The organism is Mucilaginibacter sp. RCC_168 (assembly GCF_041355315.1).
GTDB lineage: Bacteria > Bacteroidota > Bacteroidia > Sphingobacteriales > Sphingobacteriaceae > Mucilaginibacter.
In genome coordinates this window covers 19346-38311 of record NZ_JBFUPN010000012.1, presented here as the reverse complement: position 1 = coordinate 38311, position 18966 = coordinate 19346, and the positions used below count along the sequence as shown (strand labels likewise).

Here is an 18966-nt window from a genome sequence, read left to right as displayed (position 1 = left end):
TTACCTATCAGCCTTTACCTTAGCACGGATAACAGAATCTTTTTGTGCAGGACTCAGCTTGTAGTTATACTGGAACAATGCGCCTTCAAAATCACCGTATGATGGGTTGGGGATCACGATATAGCGGCTGCCAAATTCCTTTTGCAGTTTCTGGGTTATGGCTGTACGGCTTTCTTCGGTAGGATGATTATCATACAGCATATCAAAATCGGGCAGGTTATCGCCGCAAAGCAGCAGGATCTCGTGCGTTTTTAATACCTCCTGGCGGCGTTCTTCTTTGCTGGAGTTACCATTCTTTAAAAACAAATGCTCATCGTTGGCATTGGGCAGGGCGTATTTCTGCAGGTTGTACAGCGTAGCGCCACGTTCGTTCTCGTTGCGGTTGGTGATATAGTAAATGGTGATGCCTTTGGAGGCCGCGTATTTTAAAAACGCGGGTGCGCCGGGCACCGTATCGGCCTGGGCTTTGTCGGTCCATTGTTTCCAGGTTTTATCGCTGTAATCAGCATTTTTCAAGCCCTGAGCGGCATCATACGGACTATTATCCAGCAAGGTTTCATCAATATCGGTTACAATAGCCAGCGGTTTGGTGCTTACCTTTTTTACACCTTCATCTACCCTTTGTTTGGCAATATTATACGCCTGAAAGCACAGAGCCCTGTATTCGGCGGCTCTTTGCTGCCATAAGGATGCCCATATTTTACCATCATTTGCGATAGAGGCATTACTATTTACAACTGATGCAGTATTGGCTGAGGAAGTAGTTGTTGTAGTTGCTTTTTTTGATGCGCAAGCGCCGAGCACTAAAAGGGCTGGTATTAGATAGCAATAGCTTTTTTTCATTTTTTGAGATAGGTGGCTTGTGCAGGGATATAAAAAAATGACGCAAGATCCTGAAACAAGTCATCCCTTATATATTTCCTATGTGTCATTGCGAGGAGGAACGACGAAGCAATCGCAAACTATGCAAGAAGACCCTGTATAGCATGAGATTGCCGCGCTATCGCTCGCAATAACATAGTTTATAAATCTTGTGAGCCTTTTAATTTATAATAGTTCGGGCTTAATTTTATCCTTGAACTCCTTGGCAAATTTATTCAGTTTTGGTTGGATCACAAATGCACAGTATGATTTATTGGGATTATCATTAAAATAATTCTGGTGATAATCTTCGGCCGGATAAAACTCGCTGGCCGGGGTAATTTCCGTAACTATCGGATCATCAAATACATGCTCATTGGTGAGTGTTTTGATCATGGCTTCTGATGCCTGTTTTTGCTCATCGGTATAATAAAATATGGCCGAGCGGTATTGGGTGCCCACATCGTTACCCTGGCGATTCAGAGTGGTAGGGTTATGCGTTTTGAAAAATACTAACAGTAATTCGTCAAGCGAAATCATGTCGGCATCATACTCCAGGTGGATTACCTCGGCATGGCCGCTGGCGCCTGTACAAACCTGCTCATAAGTGGGGTTTAAAATCTTACCGCCCATGTAACCTGATGTTACCGAGGTTACACCTTTAAGGGACTGAAATACAGCTTCGGTGCACCAAAAGCAACCGTTGCCAAATGTTATTTTTTGAATATTCATGCTATTTATAAACGAAGTTAATACATGTTTGGTTTATGCTGATAATGTGCTCTTTGAAAATGTCATTTAAATTACTAAATTAGTATTTACACATTCACTAAACCCTAAATTCATGAAAATTGCAGTATTAATTGCCCGCATTTTGCTGGGCCTCATCTTTGTGGTATTTGGTCTTCATTTCTTTTTCCATTTTTCATTTATGCCGGCCCCAACCGCCATGCCCGAAAAAGCACAAGCCTTTAGCGGCGGACTTTATGGTTCGGGTTATTTTTTCCAGTACATGAAAGTGATTGAAATTGCAAGCGGTCTGGCTATACTGTTCAATCGTTATACCGCATTATTTTTGCTGATCCTGTTCCCGGTAACGGTAAACATATTTCTGTTCCATGCTATTTTAGTACCGTCTGGCGTACCCGTTGCAGCTGTTATTATCATCCTGCATCTGTTTTTGGCTTTTGCCTATCGTAAATATTATGCCAGCCTGTTTACTGCTGTGCCAACCATATAAAGGTTGGTTAGATCGGGGTTGTAGAGACGCATATTTGCGTCTCCCGCCAAGCGCAACCGGCCATCATAATTAAACGAAAAGAGACGCAAATATTCGTCTTTACAGATAAAAAGCCCTCCGAATTGTCGGAGGGCTTTTTGTTTACTGGCCCTTTTTGGCTTCCTGCATAGGGTTTGGCCCCGCGGTGGCGCCACGCGGCAGGGTTTGCTGTTTAAACAGCTCAAATCTTGATGGCTGATATTCGCGCGGCCAGCTGTTATTGCTTTCGTCAATGTCGGCGGTTTCGCGGTATGGGTCGAGTTTAATGCCTTTTACTTCTTTGGTTTTGGCAAAAACCTTGGTGATCTTGTTCTCATTTTTACGCCAGATGTAGGCTGATATTTTTTCAATCTCCTTGGTGCCATCGGCATAGGTCCACTCTATAATTAAAGGGGTAACCAGGCCGCCTTTGTTAGTAAAGCTAACTTCGTAAAAGTAGTTCTTACTGTCGTACAGTTTCTTTTCGGCAGGACTGGCCGCGTTATACATGGCTTGATAGTTTTGCGAGGTAGCCGGCGTTGCCGCGAAACGATCCCATTTGCTGTAAAAATCTTGTAAGGAAGTATCAGCCTCAACCGCGAAACGGGTACCTGCTTCTTTATTACGGGTGGTGCTTATATTTTCGAGGTTGCGATCGTACTGGGCACGATCGGCAGCGCCTTCCACAGCCGGATTTTTGGTATTGAGCCGATAATATTTTACGCTGTCGATTGATACATCAACAGGTTCAGTCCCGTAGAACCATCCGCGCCAGAACCAGTCCAGATCAACCGCTGAGGCATCTTCCATCGTACGGAAAAAATCGGCAGGTGTTGGGTGTTTAAAGGCCCAACGGTGCGCATAGGTTTTAAAGGCGTAGTCAAACAGTTCGCGGCCCATTACGGTTTCGCGCAATACGTTTAACGCCGTTGCAGGTTTGGCGTAAGCGTTAGGGCCGAACATCACGATGTTCTCCGAGTTGGTCATGATAGGCTCTAACTGGTCTTTCGGCAGTTTCATATAGTCAACGATCTTATATGCCGGACCGCGTTGCGATGGATAGCGGCTATCCCACTCCTGCTCGGCCATATACTGGCAAAAGGTATTCAAACCTTCGTCCATCCAGGTCCACTGGCGTTCATCGGAGTTCACGATCATCGGGAAAAAGTTATGCCCTACTTCGTGGATAATTACGCCGATCATGCCGTTTTTGGTGGCCTCGCTGTAAGTGCCATCCTTTTCGGCACGACCATAGTTAAAGCAGATCATCGGATATTCCATACCGTTGGAGGCTTCTACAGAAATGGCAACCGGGTAAGGATATGGGAAGGTATGTTTTGAATAAGTTTTCAAAGTGTGTGCCACAACCTTGGTTGAGTACTTGCGGTAAAGCGGATAAGCCTCAGGGCCGTAGTACGACATGGCCATCACCTTTTTACCGCCATCGATCTGGGTGCTCATGGCATCCCAAACTATGCGACGTGAGGATACCCAGGCAAAATCACGTACATTTTCGGCATGAAAGGTCCAGGTTTTGCGTGCTGAAGCGTGGTTTTTCATAGCCTGCTTCACCTCATCCAAGGTAACTATCTCCTGCGGTGCAGTTGCAGATTGCGCAGCGTTCCAGCGTTTCAATTGTGCCGCGGTAAGCGTTTGCGCGTAATTGGAGCATTGGCCGGTACCGCCTACAATATGGTCGGCCGGTACGTTCATGCTTACCTTAAAATCGCCAAAAGTTAGGGCAAACTCGCCCCTACCGGTAAACTGTTTGTTTTGCCAGCCCTGAAAATCACTATAAACAGCCATACGCGGGTACCATTGGGTCATGGTGTACAGGTAATTGCCATCCTCCGGGAAATATTCGTAACCACCGCGACCGCCAATTGTTAAACGGTCTGATATGTTATACCACCAGTTAATTTTAAAGCGGAATTTTTGCCCCGGCTGTAAAGTAACAGGCAGCTCAATACGCATCATGGTTTGGTTAATGGTATAGGTCAATGAGTTACCATTGGCATCCTTAACGCTCACAATGTGGTTACCCAGGTCAAGATCATGGCCCATGATGCCCTGCAACTGACGGATGGTCATTTTGCTTTGCATTTTGCTCTCGTCAAACTTAGCGCTTTCGGCATCCTTTTTATGCTCATTCTCGTCCAGCTGCAGCCACAGGTAAGTAAGCGGGTCGGGCGAATTGTTGGTGTAAGTGATGGTTTCGTTACCGTCTAAACGCTGCTTGTCATCGTTAAGCGTGGCTCTGATCTCGTAGTCGGCTTTTTGCTGCCAGTATTTTGGACCGGGGGCGCCGGAGGCCGAACGGTATTCGTTTGGCGTAGAGATCATGGTACCCAGTTGTTCAAAGCGGTTACCGTGGTTGGAGCCAGGATTATTATCATACTGCGCCCAGGCAGCTGATGTTAATAGTGTACAGGAAAATAATGCGAAGTAAAATTTATTCATCTGAATTTTATGAGTAAAAAGCGTTCAATGCACATGATAAAAGCAATTCCAAATATAGCCGACGAAAGGAACATTGTCCACTCGCGTTGTGGTGTTTTAGCAAATTTGATGAGTAAATAAGAGATAAGTAACGCAGATATTACAATTAACACCTGCCCAAACTCCAATCCCAGGTTAAAAGCAAACAGCTGCGCGGTAATATTACTGCTGCTACCCAGCAAACTTTTGAGGTAATTGGAAAAACCCATGCCATGTATCAACCCGAAAAAAAGCGCCAGTGTATAGTTTAGGCGCATGGTTGTAGCTGTACGTTTTTTGTTAAATACATTTACCAGGCTGGTAAAAACGATGGTTACTGGTATCAGGAACTCAATAAGCGAGGTATTGATATGGATGATATTTAAAACACTTAACGCCAATGTGATAGAATGACCGATAGTGAATGCCGTAACCAACACCAGTACTTTGCGCCAGTCGGCCAGTAGATAAGTTCCGCAAAGTACGGTTACAAACAAAATATGGTCGTACCCGGCCCAGTTACAGATGTGTTGCCACCCCAGTTCAAAGTATAGAGAAAAATCAGTCATGTAGTCAAATTCGCAATTGCCAATAAAATTAACGTTTTTTGTGTAAAACAAAACCATTTAACGCAATTATGTTGCAATTAATAATCCTCAGCTGGCTCAGCTTCTTCCACCCGTTTTATGTGAGCGTTACCGAAATTAACCATAACGCCCATACCCAGGCGGTTGAGGTAAGCTGCCGCATATTTTATGACGACCTGGAACGCACGCTGGAAAAGCAATATCATACCCGTGTAGATATTGTTAAACCTGCCGATAAAAGTAAGATGAACCAATTGCTGAACGATTATATTAAAAAACACCTGGTCATTAAAGCCGATGGCAAAGTGCTCGCTTTAAGTTATGTAGGTTACGAAATTCAGGAAGATGCGGCCTGGACCTATTTTGAGATAAAAGGCATTAATAAGGTAAAGAAATTTGAGGTACATGACGATCTGTTGTTCACCGAGCATCCCGAGCAGATCAATATGCTGCATGTAACCGTAGGCGGCCAACGCAAAAGCACCAAACTGAGCAACCCGGAGAGCGAGGCGGCTTTTGAGTTTTAAGATGTTAATTGACCCGGCCCTCTCCAAAAGAGTAATAGCCTATGAAAAGGCAGAAGGCGAAAATTAAGCATCTATCTATCGACTCACCCCGACATCGCTGCGCTCGTCACCCCTCTTTGCGACGAAGTCGCAGAGAGGGGATTTTCATCATACTTTTTGTCCGCGCGTCATTGCTGTAAGGTACGAAGCAATCCCCCACCTACAGAGTGAACAAGCAATGTCTGCGTCTTGTCCTAAAGAGATTGCTTCGTACCTCGCAATGACGCGTGGAAAGAGGGATGCCTTAGCAGATCAAATCTTATTTTTTACATACTTCTTCTCTATTTAGTTATTATTTATAATTTAGTGTCAAAAACACAATTAAAATCCAACTCAAATAATTATGCCTCCTTTAAAATTGTCTTTACTAAAGCATGGTCTGCTTTGTATGGTAATGCTGACCTGCTTAAATACCCTGGCCCAACAAGGCCGGCAAACCATTGATTTTGATAAAGGCTGGCGTTTTAATTTAGGCGCTGTCACTGATGGACAGCTATCCGGCTTAAATGATGCCGGCTGGCGCTCATTGAACCTGCCACATGACTGGAGCATTGAAGGAAAATTCAGTAAAGATAACCCGGCTACACCCGAAGGCGGCGCCCTGCCGGGTGGTATAGGCTGGTACCGTAAAACATTTACCGTTCCGGCTTCGTCAAAAAACAAACTGGTTTATATTGATTTCGACGGCGTTTATCAAAAAAGCGATGTTTGGATTAACGGGCACCACCTGGGTTTCAGGCCTAACGGCTATATCTCTTTCAGGTATGAGCTTACACCTTATTTAAATTTCGGCGGTAAAAATGTGATCGCTGTTAAGGTGGATAACTCTGTTCAACCCAACTCGCGCTGGTACTCGGGCTCGGGAATTTACCGGAATGTATGGCTGGTGACCACCAATAAAGTAGCTATTGATCATTGGGGAACTTATATCACTACACCAGAAGTAAGTGATGCTTCGGCAAGTGTAAACTTAAAAGTCAAAGTAAAAAACCGAGCCGGTAAAAAGGAAATTTTTACAATCAACGCCTCTGTTTATGATGCAACTGGCAAGGTAGTATCTGCAGGTGGTTTTATTCCTTCTAAAACAGAGTTAGAAGATACCGTATTTGAAACCTCTATCAATCTTGGCATTAAAAACCCTCACTTATGGTCGGTTAAGCAACCTTACTTATACAAGGTAGTAACACAGGTGATGAGCGGAAAAACCATAGTTGATACATATACAACCCCACTTGGCATCCGCTATTTTAATTTCGACGTTGATAAAGGTTTTAGCCTGAATGGTAAATCCATGAAGATCCTGGGTGTATGTGATCATCACGATCTGGGTTCATTAGGTGCCGCCATCAACACCCGCGCACTGGAACGCCAACTACAAATTTTAAAAGCGATGGGCTGCAATGGTATCCGTACCTCACACAATCCGCCTGCCCCCGAACTGCTTGATCTTTGCGATAAAATGGGTTTTATCGTAATGGACGAAGCTTTTGACTGCTGGGACTGGAAAAAAGAAAAATATGATTATCACCTGTTTTTTAAAGAATGGCACAAACGCGACCTGGAAGATCAGATCCTGCGCGACCGTAACCACCCCAGTGTGATGATCTGGAGCATTGGCAACGAGATCCCGCAGCAGCACGATACTTCGGCCTTACGAATTGCTCCTGAACTGACCCGAATAGTGCACAGTCTTGATAAAACCCGGCCTATTACCGCCGCCAATAATAATCCGGATACCAGCAACAAGATCATCAAATCGGGCGCCATTGATCTGGTAGGTTATAACTATCATGAAGGTGAGTATGCTAAATTCCACGACAGGTACCCCGGCAAAAAATTCATCGCTACGGAAACTACTTCGGGCCTGGAAACCCGTGGGTATTATGAAATGCCATCAGATAGTATCCGGATCTGGCCAGAGCGCTGGGATAAACCTTTTACCCGGCCCGGCAATAACGTTTCGGCCTATGACAATGTACGACCACCTTGGGGTTCAACCCACGAGGCTACCTGGAAGGTGATGAAAAAATATGATTTCCTTTCGGGTATGTTCATCTGGACTGGCTTTGATTACCTGGGCGAACCTACCCCTTACAGCTGGCCATCGCGCAGTTCATACTTTGGTATAGTTGACCTGGCTGGTTTTCCTAAAGATGTTTATTATATGTACCAAAGCGAATGGACCGATAAACCGGTGCTCCACATATTCCCGCACTGGAACTGGGAGCCCGGGAAAATGATTGATGTTTGGGCCTATTACAATCATGCCGATGAGGTGGAGCTTTTTCTGAACGGTAAATCGCTGGGCATTAAAAAGAAAACCGGCGACGATCTGCACATTATGTGGCGGGTAAAATTTGAGCCAGGCACTTTGAAAGCAGTATCACGTAAAGATGGTAAAGTTGTTTTAACTAAAGAGATCCATACCGCCGGTGCACCTGCAAAAATCGAATTATCTGCCGATCGCAAGTCGATTGCAGCCGATGGAAAAGACTTGTCGTTCATCACCGTAAAAATTCTGGATAAGGATGGCAACATTGTACCCGATGCCGACAACCTGGTTAACTTTAAAATTAATGGAGAAGCATTTATAGCCAGCGTTGATAACGGCGACCCGGTTAGTCACGATTCTTTTAAGGTAAATTACCGCAAGGCATTCCATGGACTGGCGCTGGCTATTGTACAAGCCAAAGAAAAGGCCGGTGTTATTAACTTTACGGCAACATCAAATGGGCTGCAAAGCGCGTCGGTAGTGTTAACAACCAAATAGCCTATTATATATTGCAGAGGCCCCTATTGGCGTCTCTGCAATATGATTGCGAAAAAGAAACAGGAAACGGTTTATATTGTTAAGAAGATATAGTCTAAAAATTACGCATTTTTTGTACTGTCCGGTACATCCTAATTCACAAAAATTGCTGTAACTTGCTTGCATATTAGTTAATTTTCTAAAAATAATTGCCGTTAACGTATGACTGTAATAGAAAACGAGTTTCTTAAAGTAGCCATTGATTTGAAAGGCGCGCAGCTCAGTTCATTTTATAATAAACAAACCGGTATTGAGCACCTTTGGCAAGCCGATCCTGCTGTTTGGCCATGGCATTCGCCTAATCTTTTTCCGATTGTGGGCGGCCTGATTAACAACCAGTTACTGGTTGAAGGAAAAGCTTACGATATGTCGCGGCATGGCTTTGCAAGGCAATCAGAATTTATTTTGCTGGAATCTGATGAGGTATCGGCCAGTTTCTCGCTCCCCTACTGCGAAAAAACACTCCAGGTATATCCGTACAAATTTGATTATCAGGTTTTGTACACGCTGATAGATAATTCGCTCAGGGTAACGCACAAGATAATCAACCTCGACAAAAAAACCATCTACTTTTCGGTCGGCGCGCATCCTGCCTTCAACGTACCTTTTTTTAAGGGCGAAAACTATGAGGATTATTATCTTGAATTTGAAACCGACGAGCATCTGGAAGCCAATATGCTTTCGGCCGATGGCTTTTTTACCGGCGAAACTCACCCGGTTGCTACGCCAGGTAATAAACTCTATTTAACCCGCCACCTGTTTGATGCCGACGCGCTTGTTTTTAAACAGCTCAACTCCCGGATGGTAAGCATCAAAAGCAAAAAGCATGATCAATCCGTTTCGGTAGAATTTCCGCACTATAATTATTTGGGCGTATGGGCCAAACCCGGTGCCGATTTTGTATGTATTGAGCCCTGGCTGGGCTGCGCCGACACACAGGATCATCACGTAAACATCAATAAAAAAGAGGCTATACAAACGCTGCATACCGGCCATGTTTTTGAAGCCCCCTATTTTATTAGTCTTTAGGCCGGATTTTTGCAGCAAAAAATAAAAAAGCGGTAAAACATTTTCGCTGCTTTTTTATTTAACAATAATTAAACACAACACGCTATTAAAACTAATTAACATGAAAAAGAAAATTTATCTTATCGCCCTTACTATGCTGCTTTCTGTCGCGGCATTTAACAGTTATGCCTCTACTGCTACAGACGGTGCTTTAACCATATTGAGTAAGGAGCAAATAGCCAGTATGACCACTGAGCAAAAACAGGCGCGTATTGAAGAGATCAAAGCCAGGGTGAATGAGATTAAAGCCATGGATAAGTCTGAACTTACCAGGCAGGATAAAAAAGAATTACGTACCGAACTTAAAGGTTTAAAACATGAAGCAAACGCTTTAGGCGGTGGTGGTATCTATTTATCAGTAGGTGCTATTATTATCATTATTTTAGTATTGATCCTGATCCTGTAATCAGCATTACAAAATAAAGAAGGCCTCCTGATGTATTTGGGAGGCCTTTTTTATTTATACCGTTTTTTGAACCGAAAGCTTCTTGAGCTCGTCTTTTGCTTTGGCAAACCAAACCCGGTTACTTTTCCGTTCCATCGGACTCAAATGGGGTTGCTCTTCCAGCATATCTGCAAAAACCTGGTAAGCGTCGTTGTCCCTACCAGCCCTTGTTAAAAATAAACCATATTCATAGCGGGGCTCGAAATAAGAGTATCGCCCTTTCATGGCTTTAAATTCGTTTTCGGCCTGTACTGTTTGCCCGGTGCGCTCCAACGATTGCGCGTACAAAATATGCGCCTTTGAACGGGTAAACTGGGGCAGGTTATAGAGTTTTTTTGCCATCGGGATCACTTCATCATATCGCTGCTGTTCAAAATAGGCAATGATGAGTTGGGCCAGCACATGTTCATTTTCTGAGAACGCCCCTGTAAGGCTGGCGTTATATAAGTCAACCGCTTTATCGGTATAGCCTGCAGCCAGGTAGGCATCAGCCAGTTTTACCTTATTGGCAAAGGTATCGGTAAAGCGAAGTTCATCTTCCAGTTTTTTGATCTTGCCACCCGGATTCAGCACAGCGCCAACATCTATTTTAGGGGTCCGAATGACGTTCCGGTTTGAAATTATCTCGCTATAGATATATACAATACAGCCTATAACCGGTATAAATACAATGAGCCAGATCCATCTGTTCAATGTGCCCCGGCGGGCGCTATGTATGGCACACAGGATCTGCAAACCAATGATAATATAATAATAGGAACCGCCGCCGCCAAAAAACATGTTCATTGTAAAAAGGATAAAGGTGATTTGTATGATCAAAAATAAAAAAACGAAGCGGTAAGCAAATATACTTTCATCAGAAAATCAATATTTTACCTGTTTATTTACTTAATTGGTCTTAAAACGGGTATTGGGAAGAATATGTAATCGATTAAACTCCCTTCTTGAGAGTAATAGCCCATAATTAGGCAGAACAGGCTTTTTTGAGAATATCATGGTGCAGAGCCGACTCACCCGGTCTACGCTTTGCTGGACCACCCTCTCTCCGGCTTTGCCGGAAAGAGGGTGGAGAAAAAAGAAAATAAAATCCCCTCTATGCGCGAAGCGGAGAGAGGGGTGACGAGCGAAGCGATGTCGGGGTGAGTGGATACCGCGCCTTTGATTCTTCTCTCTGTCATATCATAGGCTATTACTCTCTCAAGAGGAAAATCGCACAGCCTCCCGCTTTTTTTGTCTTTCCAACACTTGTGATTGTAATGAGCACAAGCAACAAAGCCACCGGTATTTATTCTCGGTAGCTTTGCTATTTTATTTAAAAGAGTCCTAACTGCCCTTTATCATCCAACTGGATGTCATCGGGGTTAGTGATCTCAAAATCTACCTTTTTGTGTACTTCTTTGGGCTGGTCTTCGGGTGGTTCCGGTTCTTTGGCCTCGGGCTCTTTTGGTTCTTGTTTTGAAGCAGCAGGAGGTTTTGGCGGTATCTGCGCTTCCACCTTAAGCTGCTCTGGTTTCGTTTCCTGTTCGGGCTCTTCATCCGATAACTGATCAACAGGCTCATCCGAACCTGTTTCTTCATCCAACCCGGTTTCCGGTTCTTCTGTATCAACAGATTCATCCGCGCTTTCGCCATCGGCTATCAATTCAACAGATCTTACGGGGAATTGCGACAGGCGGTTACCCATGGCTTTCATTCCCTTTACATCTATCAGTTCGGCCAGGTTTACTTCAATGGTTTCGGGAGTTTGATCTTTTCCTTTCAGCTGTACCACGCTCACCAAAGGTGATTCCTTAGCTATCAATATCAGTTTTGATCCGGGCTCTTCGCTGATGATGCTCACCTGTTTGCCTAAAGCTATATGCTCAAACGAAAAACGCTTAACCATATAGTTTTTCGATTTGCCATCCAGGTGAATAACCGAATAAACTTTCTTAGGATCGTACTTTTCGATCAGGATCATTTTATCATCAAAATGATTATTCAGATCAAAACTGGTCAATTCGTATACTCCGTTACTCAGTACATTTAATATACGGTCGTCGCCATCAAATTCGCCCAGGTACTTACCGCGGCTATCGGCATTCAGGCGTTTCAGGATATCGTCATACCAGATCTTACGGCCCGCCAGTGTTGATACGCCTTTGCTTTTCAAGATGATCTTTTTAACCGGGTACTTGGTGATAATATTACCCATGGAGCCACGGCCTTTGATAGCCAAGGTAGCAAAATCTTCATCAAACTGCAGTTTTTTCAGTTTCGAATGAGGTTTTAACTGAACGTTTACCACCTCGGCCTCGCCATTAGGGTTAGCGCTAAAATATAATACTTTGGTACCCTTGGTACCTTTGGTGAGGTCGTACTCCTTATCGCGGGTTACGCCCACCACCGAGAAACGTTTGATATAGCTGATACCACTTGTACCATCCTTATAAATCATATTATAAACGGTGCGCTCGTCATTCTTTTTAAATACGGCAACGTGTATGATCTCTTTACCCACAAAAACTTTGTCCTGTACCTTGGTGATAATGCAACGCCCATCCGCCCGAAAAACAATGATCTCGTCAATGTCTGAGCAATCACCTACCAGTTCTACTGATGCGTCCTTTTTAAGACCGGAACCTATAAAACCATCCTCGCGGTTAACATATAATTTCACGTTAGCCAGTGCTACCTGGGCAGCTTCTACTTTATCAAAGGTGCGCAGTTCAGTTTTGCGTTCCCGATCCTTACCATATTTTTCTTTCAGTTTCTCGAACCAGGCAATGGTATAATCGGTGAGGTGTTTAAGATGATGTTTCACCTGTTTGATCTCGTTCTCGAGCGTTTTCATTAGCTCATCCGCTTTTTTAACGTCAAAGCGGGTGATGCTGCTCATGGGCTTGTCGATCAATTTCTTATAATCCTCAGGTAGTATTTCCCGGTAAAATTGCGAAAAAAAGGGTTCGAACAAACGGTTCAATACCTCTAATACAGCTTCAAAATTACCTGAGTTTTCATATTCGGGGTGTTTGTACATCCCCTCCTGTATAAATATTTTGAGTAAGGAGCTAAAGAAGATGCGCTCCATGAGCTCTTTCAACTTGATCTCCAGTTCCTGCTTCAGCAGATCTTTGGTGAAGAAAGTGCTTTCACTAAGCATATCATTTACACTCATGAACCGGGGCTTATCATCCTGAATAACGCAGGTATTGGGCGATATGGATACCTCGCAATCGGTAAAAGCATACAGCGCGTCGATAGTTACATCAGGCGAAATACCGGGCGCCAGATGAATCATGATCTCGACATGCTGAGCAGTATTATCTTCGATCTTTTTAATCTTGATCTTGCCTTTGTCATTGGCCGATATCACGCTATCGATCAAACTGCCTGTTGTGGTCGAGAATGGGATCTCGGTAATAGCCAGTGTTTTTTTATCGCGCTCTACAATTTTAGCACGCACACGGATCTTGCCGCCACGCTGCCCCTCGTTATATAAAGAAGCATCGGCCATACCACCTGTAGGGAAGTCGGGCAGCAGGTTAGGCCGCTCGCCTTTCAGTACGGCGATAGACGCGTCAATCAGTTCAATAAAATTGTGGGGTAATATTTTGGTAGCCAAACCAACCGCTATACCTTCGGCACCTTGTGCCAGCAGTAAAGGGAATTTTACAGGCAGCGTAATAGGCTCTTTGTTACGCCCGTCATAGCTGGCCTGCCAAACGGTGGTATCGGCGTTAAAAACAACATCAAGCGCAAATTTCGACAAGCGCGCCTCAATATAACGCGGTGCCGCGGCCGAGTCGCCTGTTACCGGATCGCCCCAGTTACCCTGACAATCGATCAGTAAGTTCTTCTGTCCAATCTGCACCATGGCATCGCCAATAGAGGCATCCCCGTGCGGGTGATACTTCATAGTATTACCTATTACGTTGGCGGCCTTGTTAAAACGTCCGTCGTCCATTTCCTTCAGCGAGTGCAGGATACGGCGCTGTACAGGTTTTAAGCCATCGTTGATATGCGGAACGGCACGGTCGAGAATTACGTAAGAGGCATAATCCAGAAACCAGTTTTCGTATAACCCATCGAGTGAGGTAACATTATGTAATTTTTGTTCATTGCCTGCGGGTATATCGTTTTGATTCAGATCTTCACTCATTATATGCTAAAAAACTTTTGGATGGGTAAAGATAAAAAATTATGCGCGGATGTGCCGAGACCGGATTTGCACAATTTGGATTTTGTTAACAATTGGGGATACTTACTTGTGCTCGTTTAAAAACCACAGGTTTGGGGAAGAAGCAAAAAAAGCGGGAGACAGTGCGATTCCCCTCTTGAGAGTAATAGCCCATGAAGGCGGAGTTTAAACTTACAAGGTTAAAAACAAGTCGCATAACCGACTCACCCGGTCTACGCTTCGCTGGACCACCCTCTCTGCGGCTTTGCCGCAAAGAGGGTAAAGAAAAAAAGAATTAAAAACCCCCTCTATGCGCGAAGCGGAGAGAGGGGTGACGAGCGCAGCGACGTCGGGGTGAGTCGATAGATGCTTAATTTTCGCTTATACCTCAAGAGAGGGAGCTTGATCCATAACATAGCCTTTTCCCAACGCCTGAGGTTGCAAAAGAGCGCAAGGCTAAAATCAAGATACCGAATACCATATTTGTTTTTCTTAATTCTTGACTGTCTTATTGAGCCAAATCATTACAAATAAATAAATTACAGCTACTATCCATATTCAGCACCTTGCCTTCCAGCACACTTTGTCCGGCACTGGCTGGGTTATTACCCCGCCCCAGCGGCCAGCTGCCGTTAGTATACAAAATACTAATCCCCGCTGTACTGGCCAGGCTCAATCCAAAATCGGTACAATTATTTTTGTTGAGGTTGTAGTTTTTTTGATCGAACTGCCTGATCACTTTAAGGATCCTTTTAAACCGGCGCTCTGATATGAATTTGCCTACGGTCTCGTCCCAGTCGTGCTGCCCATCATTTTTAAAAACAGAACCCGTTGTAGGGAATAATGGTGTGGCAGACAAAAAATGTTCTTTTTTTGGATAAAACCCAAACGACCGGGATACCGATGTAGAATCGGTGTTATACTTAATAAGTGTTATAAAGGTATGCCCTACCTTACTTAATTTCACAAATATTCTCCGTTTACCAGAGACAGGTTGTGATATATGGATCAACAGCGCATAGGCCGAAGCCTTTTTACCGTCATCAAAAGGGTCGATGATATTGGTCAGTTGCACCGGGGGCGATTTTATTTCCTTTCCGGGATGATCATAGTTACCAGAATTGGCATCCAGCATTAGTTCATCTGCTCTGTTAATAGCCAATAACCCGGCTACTGATGTGTCGTTCCGTAAATTTGCTTGTGTAAAAGTTGGTTTGCTATCTGAAATACGGGAACTATCCACAGCTACCGAATCTGTTAAATGAGTAGCGGTATGTTCATCGTCTACCTGCAGTGTTTTAAAATAGCACTTCATCGCCAGGGGATACATCCGGAGCCGGGCAAATATGTTGGCCATGTGGTAATAAAACTTATGGCTGCGTTTTTTATTGCTGGTTACCGCTTTTACCTGATCGGCCTTTAGGAGCTTAGCAATGGGCCGGGCATCGTGTTTTTTACCATACACATCAAAACTGGCTACTTTTTGCAGATAGCTTTCTTCGTCAAAATCGGCAGCGCTCAGGGTATTATCGGCAGCAACATCGGGCTTTTTAAAGGCATTAGCCGCAATTACGCTGCTATGCACGCCACCAGAATCCACCCGTAACTGTGCATATCTAACTACCGGTGCATCCTGTGCATAAAGAGGTATTTGCAGTGATAGTAATATAATGGCACTATATCCTATCCATCGTAATAATGCTTTCATTTAATTGCGGTTTGGTTGAACAAAACGTATACTAAAACAAAAAGCCCTTCATAAAAACTGAAAGGCTCAACAACAAATATTGATCTGTATTATATGCTGCTGCCTTTACAATAACTTGGTGCTACAACACTTAACGTTGCATAAAGGGTTAATAATATAAGCGGCGTTTGTAATCATATAGATACAAACATACAAATAGTCTACAAATTTAGTAGTCATTTTGCAAAAGAAATTTGTACACTTGTTTAGCCTCACCCCAGCCCTCTCCAAAGGAGAGGGAGCTAAAAACAAGATGCAAAGCAAAGTCCTCTCCTTTTGAGAGGATCTAGGTGAGGCTTGATAAAAGAAATTTGTACACTTGTTTATCAATAGCATTTTAGGGCTTATTATATGAATACTTACGCTTTAATTACCGGGGCCAGCAAAGGCATAGGCCGGGCTTTAGCCTTACAACTGGCCAAAAAAGGTTACCCTGTTTTACTGGTGGCTCGTTCCAAAGATGAACTGCAGGCACTGGCCACCGAAATAATAACCATCTATCAGGTACAAGCCAGGTGGCTGGCTATCGACCTGTCTGACAGCCATGCTTCGGAAAAAGTTGTTAACTGGTGTACCGATAATTCATACGCTGTATCTGTACTGATCAATAACGCGGGTTATGGTCTCTGGGGTAGTTTTGAAAATGTGGATATCGAAGGGCAACTTAATGTAATCGGCTTAAATATTAATGCCCTGATAAAACTAACTCATGGGTTCATCCCTTTGTTAAAGCAACAACCAAAAGCTTATATTTTAAATGTGGGAAGTACGGCAGCCTACCAGGCTGTACCTACGCTGGCCGTTTATTCGGCAACAAAAGCTTTTGTGTTATCATTTACCAGGGCTTTGCGATATGAGCTCAAAGGTTCTGTTATATCCGTGAGTTGCCTTAGTCCCGGCCCTACAGATACAGGCTTTGCCCACCGGGCAGGCCTGGATGCTTTTGCCGATCTGGCTGCTAAGTTTAATATGCAACCTGAGGAAGTTGCGGCGATAGGGTTAAAAGGCCTGTTTAATAAAAAAGCAGAAATTGTACCCGGTTTGTTGAACAAGCTTTCAGTGACTGGGGCCCGACTACTGCCCAAGGCCCTTATTGAAAAAATAGGTGGAGATCTGTATAAGAGTAAGTAAAATCGTGAAGATATATTCCGCTGTTCGAAGTCTCTGACTTCGGACGACTATGTCTGTAGTTTAAAACTACAGACATCTGAGTAGTCTGAAGACTACAAGCATAATGGTTCGAAGTCAGAGACTTCGAACAGCGCGGTGTATTTAAATCGTCGCGCGGTGTCGACTCACCCCGCCGACGCTTCGCTGGGCGCCCCTCTCTACCGCTTTGCGGTAAAGGGTGGGAAATTCTTTTTTTTGATCCCTCTTTTCGCCGTAGGCGGAGAGAGGGATGTTGAGCGAAGCGACGACAGGGTGAGTCGACACCGCGCGGCACTTGAACGACACCCAATTAGCCTATTTCAAAAAATATTTTCATAATTATTTGTTTTTTCCGGATCACTTGTTACATTTGCATTGTCTATTAAATCTATAGACATTATATATTAAATAATTGACAACAAAAATTTCACATATAACCAACGCATGTTACATGCGAATGCCTTTCCCCAAGAAGGTAATGGTTTGTTGTTGTTGATCTTTTCACCCCGCTGCATACTACAATACAATTACCTGCTATTAGATAGCCAGGGTTTCCACATCATTTTTATTATTTATAACTTCAACATGAGTACTGTATATAAAAAATTCACTTTAGGCGATAAGCTTACCACCGAACAGCATCACTTTTTTAATGAGCATGGTTTTATTCATTTCAAAAATTTCATTAACCCCGAAACCGTGCAGCTTATCACCAGGGCATCTGAGCAGGTGCAGGAACAATGGATAAAAAACGAGGTGGCCAAGGTGAACGGCGTACCTATAAAATATGGCAAGGATTTGAACGGGGATACCATTGTACAGCGCTTCGCTTTTATCAACCAGCATCATCCTGTATTTGCTGAGTTTATCCAGGATCCCCGATTTAACACCTTACTTGATATTATCGGCCCCGACGCCAGGTTCGGCACCCATGAAAAAGACGGCATGGTATTGAATCATTATGTTAACAGCGAGCAAAGCAGCTTTACCAAAATGGGCTGGCATACAGACGGTTTGCGCGACATCTTCCATGGACAAAAATTAAACCCCATGCTGAACGTGGGTATCCATCTCAGCACCCTGAAACCCGAAAACGGTGGCTTGAGGATCTTGCCGGGAACCCATAAGCAGGGACTTTACCAGATGCTTTTTAAAAAGAAATATTTCCTGGATCATGATGCCGACGAGAACGAACTGGCTATTACACCAGAAGCCGGCGACCTTACCATCCACGATGGCAGGTTATGGCACCGGGTAGCGCAATCCTCTGTAAGTGGAGAGGCCAGCCGCCGCAGGGTGATCTATGTGCCCATTATTGCAGGTAAGTACGCACCGAAGGATGCTAACAGTCCTACCGTGTTTTATCAAAAATTTGCCGGCTTAGTTAAATAATCAGATGCTTATACTTTTATTATTCGGTTATTTAGCACGCACAGGTAAGCTTGCCCCGGCACAAAACGCGTTAATAAAATTAAAATATTATTATAAAGGCAGGCGAGCTGCTTTTGTACGCGTATTGAGTTAATGCGAAAAATCATAAATGAAAAAATAATTACAATTTAATCTACTAAATACATAGATTTAATAGATTAAATATTATATTTGCAACAGAAAGTTTATAAATGGTGGTTCATTTAATATAGCAAAGCAGGCGCTGGTTCGGCAGCAAACGGATGGGTTCGACTCCCTCCCCTGCATCTCTCTTCTCTCATATTTATGTTTTATAATTGGTTAATTAGAGTTCCTGCCCATCAGGAGCTCTTTTTTATTTTACACCCTAAAGGCTGCTTAAATTCCATTGTTTTTTAAATGTAGAGACGCATACTTGCGTCTCCCGCA

At 43.8% G+C, this 18966-nt stretch carries 14 protein-coding genes; 7 read left to right on the top strand and 7 right to left on the bottom strand.

Annotated features, from left to right (window positions below; genetic code table 11):
• Together AB6735_RS12660 and msrA are read right to left on the bottom strand one after the other, a co-directional pair.
• Entirely contained in the window at nt 1-843 is an 843-nt protein-coding gene (locus AB6735_RS12660) for a 5'-nucleotidase, lipoprotein e(P4) family (protein WP_370996233.1), read from the bottom strand.
• 204 nt (nt 844-1047) lie between these two features.
• A complete protein-coding gene (msrA, locus tag AB6735_RS12655; RefSeq protein WP_370996232.1) occupies nt 1048-1593 on the bottom strand; it encodes a peptide-methionine (S)-S-oxide reductase MsrA in 546 nt (181 codons plus the stop codon).
• A 112-nt stretch (nt 1594-1705) separates the two neighbouring features.
• Between msrA and AB6735_RS12650 the strand changes: the two genes are divergently transcribed.
• The gene (locus tag AB6735_RS12650) at nt 1706-2101 is read left to right on the top strand and encodes a DoxX family membrane protein (protein ID WP_370996231.1); all 396 of its coding nucleotides are present in this window, start codon (nt 1706-1708) and stop codon (nt 2099-2101) included.
• 141 nt (nt 2102-2242) lie between these two features.
• Here AB6735_RS12650 and AB6735_RS12645 read toward each other — a convergent pair whose 3' ends face one another.
• On the bottom strand, nt 2243-4579 hold the full coding sequence (locus AB6735_RS12645) for a M1 family metallopeptidase (protein WP_370996230.1): 2337 nt from the start codon (nt 4577-4579) through the stop codon (nt 2243-2245).
• A complete protein-coding gene (locus AB6735_RS12640; RefSeq protein WP_172337863.1) occupies nt 4576-5166 on the bottom strand; it encodes a HupE/UreJ family protein in 591 nt (196 codons plus the stop codon). The genes AB6735_RS12645 and AB6735_RS12640 overlap by 4 nt, the downstream gene beginning before the upstream one ends.
• A 68-nt stretch (nt 5167-5234) precedes the next feature.
• On the opposite strand from AB6735_RS12640, the gene AB6735_RS12635 reads away from it, so the two are divergent.
• From AB6735_RS12635 to AB6735_RS12620, 4 genes are all read left to right on the top strand, one after another.
• Entirely contained in the window at nt 5235-5711 is a 477-nt protein-coding gene (locus tag AB6735_RS12635) for a DUF6702 family protein (protein ID WP_370996229.1), read from the top strand.
• Between the two features lie 382 nt (nt 5712-6093).
• A complete protein-coding gene (gene galB / locus AB6735_RS12630; protein WP_370996228.1) occupies nt 6094-8520 on the top strand; it encodes a beta-galactosidase GalB in 2427 nt (808 codons plus the stop codon).
• Nucleotides 8521-8721: 201 nt separating this feature from the next.
• Nucleotides 8722-9588: an aldose 1-epimerase family protein gene (locus AB6735_RS12625; RefSeq protein WP_370996227.1), complete on the top strand. Its 867-nt coding sequence runs from the start codon at nt 8722-8724 to the stop codon at nt 9586-9588.
• Between the two features lie 100 nt (nt 9589-9688).
• Nucleotides 9689-10033, top strand: coding sequence for a hypothetical protein (locus AB6735_RS12620; RefSeq protein WP_370996226.1), 345 nt, complete (start codon nt 9689-9691; stop codon nt 10031-10033).
• A 54-nt stretch (nt 10034-10087) separates the two neighbouring features.
• Here the strand turns inward: AB6735_RS12620 and AB6735_RS12615 are convergent, their stop codons facing one another.
• From AB6735_RS12615 to AB6735_RS12605, 3 genes are all read right to left on the bottom strand, one after another.
• Nucleotides 10088-10858 carry a hypothetical protein gene (locus AB6735_RS12615; protein ID WP_370996225.1) on the bottom strand — a complete coding sequence of 257 codons (771 nt, stop codon included), beginning with the start codon at nt 10856-10858 and terminating at the stop codon, nt 10088-10090.
• Nucleotides 10859-11384: 526 nt separating this feature from the next.
• Complete coding sequence (locus AB6735_RS12610; RefSeq protein ID WP_370996224.1) at nt 11385-14213, bottom strand: DNA gyrase/topoisomerase IV subunit A; 2829 nt, start codon at nt 14211-14213, stop codon at nt 11385-11387.
• Nucleotides 14214-14739: 526 nt separating this feature from the next.
• Nucleotides 14740-15939, bottom strand: a complete 1200-nt coding sequence (locus tag AB6735_RS12605) for a hypothetical protein (protein WP_370996223.1) — start codon at nt 15937-15939, stop codon at nt 14740-14742.
• A 390-nt stretch (nt 15940-16329) separates the two neighbouring features.
• Between AB6735_RS12605 and AB6735_RS12600 the strand changes: the two genes are divergently transcribed.
• Both AB6735_RS12600 and AB6735_RS12595 read left to right on the top strand, forming a co-directional pair.
• Nucleotides 16330-17109 (top strand): SDR family NAD(P)-dependent oxidoreductase, encoded by a 780-nt coding sequence (locus AB6735_RS12600; RefSeq protein ID WP_370996222.1) that lies wholly within the window; start codon nt 16330-16332, stop codon nt 17107-17109.
• Between the two features lie 462 nt (nt 17110-17571).
• Nucleotides 17572-18519, top strand: a complete 948-nt coding sequence (locus AB6735_RS12595; protein ID WP_370996221.1) for a phytanoyl-CoA dioxygenase family protein — start codon at nt 17572-17574, stop codon at nt 18517-18519.
• The last annotated feature ends 447 nt before the right edge of the window (nt 18520-18966 follow it).

Coding starts and splice junctions, on each gene's coding strand:
- AB6735_RS12605 (WP_370996223.1), bottom strand. CDS start 15,939: ATGAAAGCATTATTACGATGGATAGGATATAGTGCCATTATATTACTA.
- AB6735_RS12660 (WP_370996233.1), bottom strand. CDS start 843: ATGAAAAAAAGCTATTGCTATCTAATACCAGCCCTTTTAGTGCTCGGC.
- AB6735_RS12595 (WP_370996221.1), top strand. CDS start 17,572: ATGTTACATGCGAATGCCTTTCCCCAAGAAGGTAATGGTTTGTTGTTG.
- AB6735_RS12600 (WP_370996222.1), top strand. CDS start 16,330: ATGAATACTTACGCTTTAATTACCGGGGCCAGCAAAGGCATAGGCCGG.
- AB6735_RS12635 (WP_370996229.1), top strand. CDS start 5,235: ATGTTGCAATTAATAATCCTCAGCTGGCTCAGCTTCTTCCACCCGTTT.
- AB6735_RS12645 (WP_370996230.1), bottom strand. CDS start 4,579: ATGAATAAATTTTACTTCGCATTATTTTCCTGTACACTATTAACATCA.
- AB6735_RS12625 (WP_370996227.1), top strand. CDS start 8,722: ATGACTGTAATAGAAAACGAGTTTCTTAAAGTAGCCATTGATTTGAAA.
- AB6735_RS12650 (WP_370996231.1), top strand. CDS start 1,706: ATGAAAATTGCAGTATTAATTGCCCGCATTTTGCTGGGCCTCATCTTT.
- AB6735_RS12640 (WP_172337863.1), bottom strand. CDS start 5,166: ATGACTGATTTTTCTCTATACTTTGAACTGGGGTGGCAACACATCTGT.
- galB (WP_370996228.1), top strand. CDS start 6,094: ATGCCTCCTTTAAAATTGTCTTTACTAAAGCATGGTCTGCTTTGTATG.
- msrA (WP_370996232.1), bottom strand. CDS start 1,593: ATGAATATTCAAAAAATAACATTTGGCAACGGTTGCTTTTGGTGCACC.
- AB6735_RS12620 (WP_370996226.1), top strand. CDS start 9,689: ATGAAAAAGAAAATTTATCTTATCGCCCTTACTATGCTGCTTTCTGTC.
- AB6735_RS12610 (WP_370996224.1), bottom strand. CDS start 14,213: ATGAGTGAAGATCTGAATCAAAACGATATACCCGCAGGCAATGAACAA.
- AB6735_RS12615 (WP_370996225.1), bottom strand. CDS start 10,858: ATGAACATGTTTTTTGGCGGCGGCGGTTCCTATTATTATATTATCATT.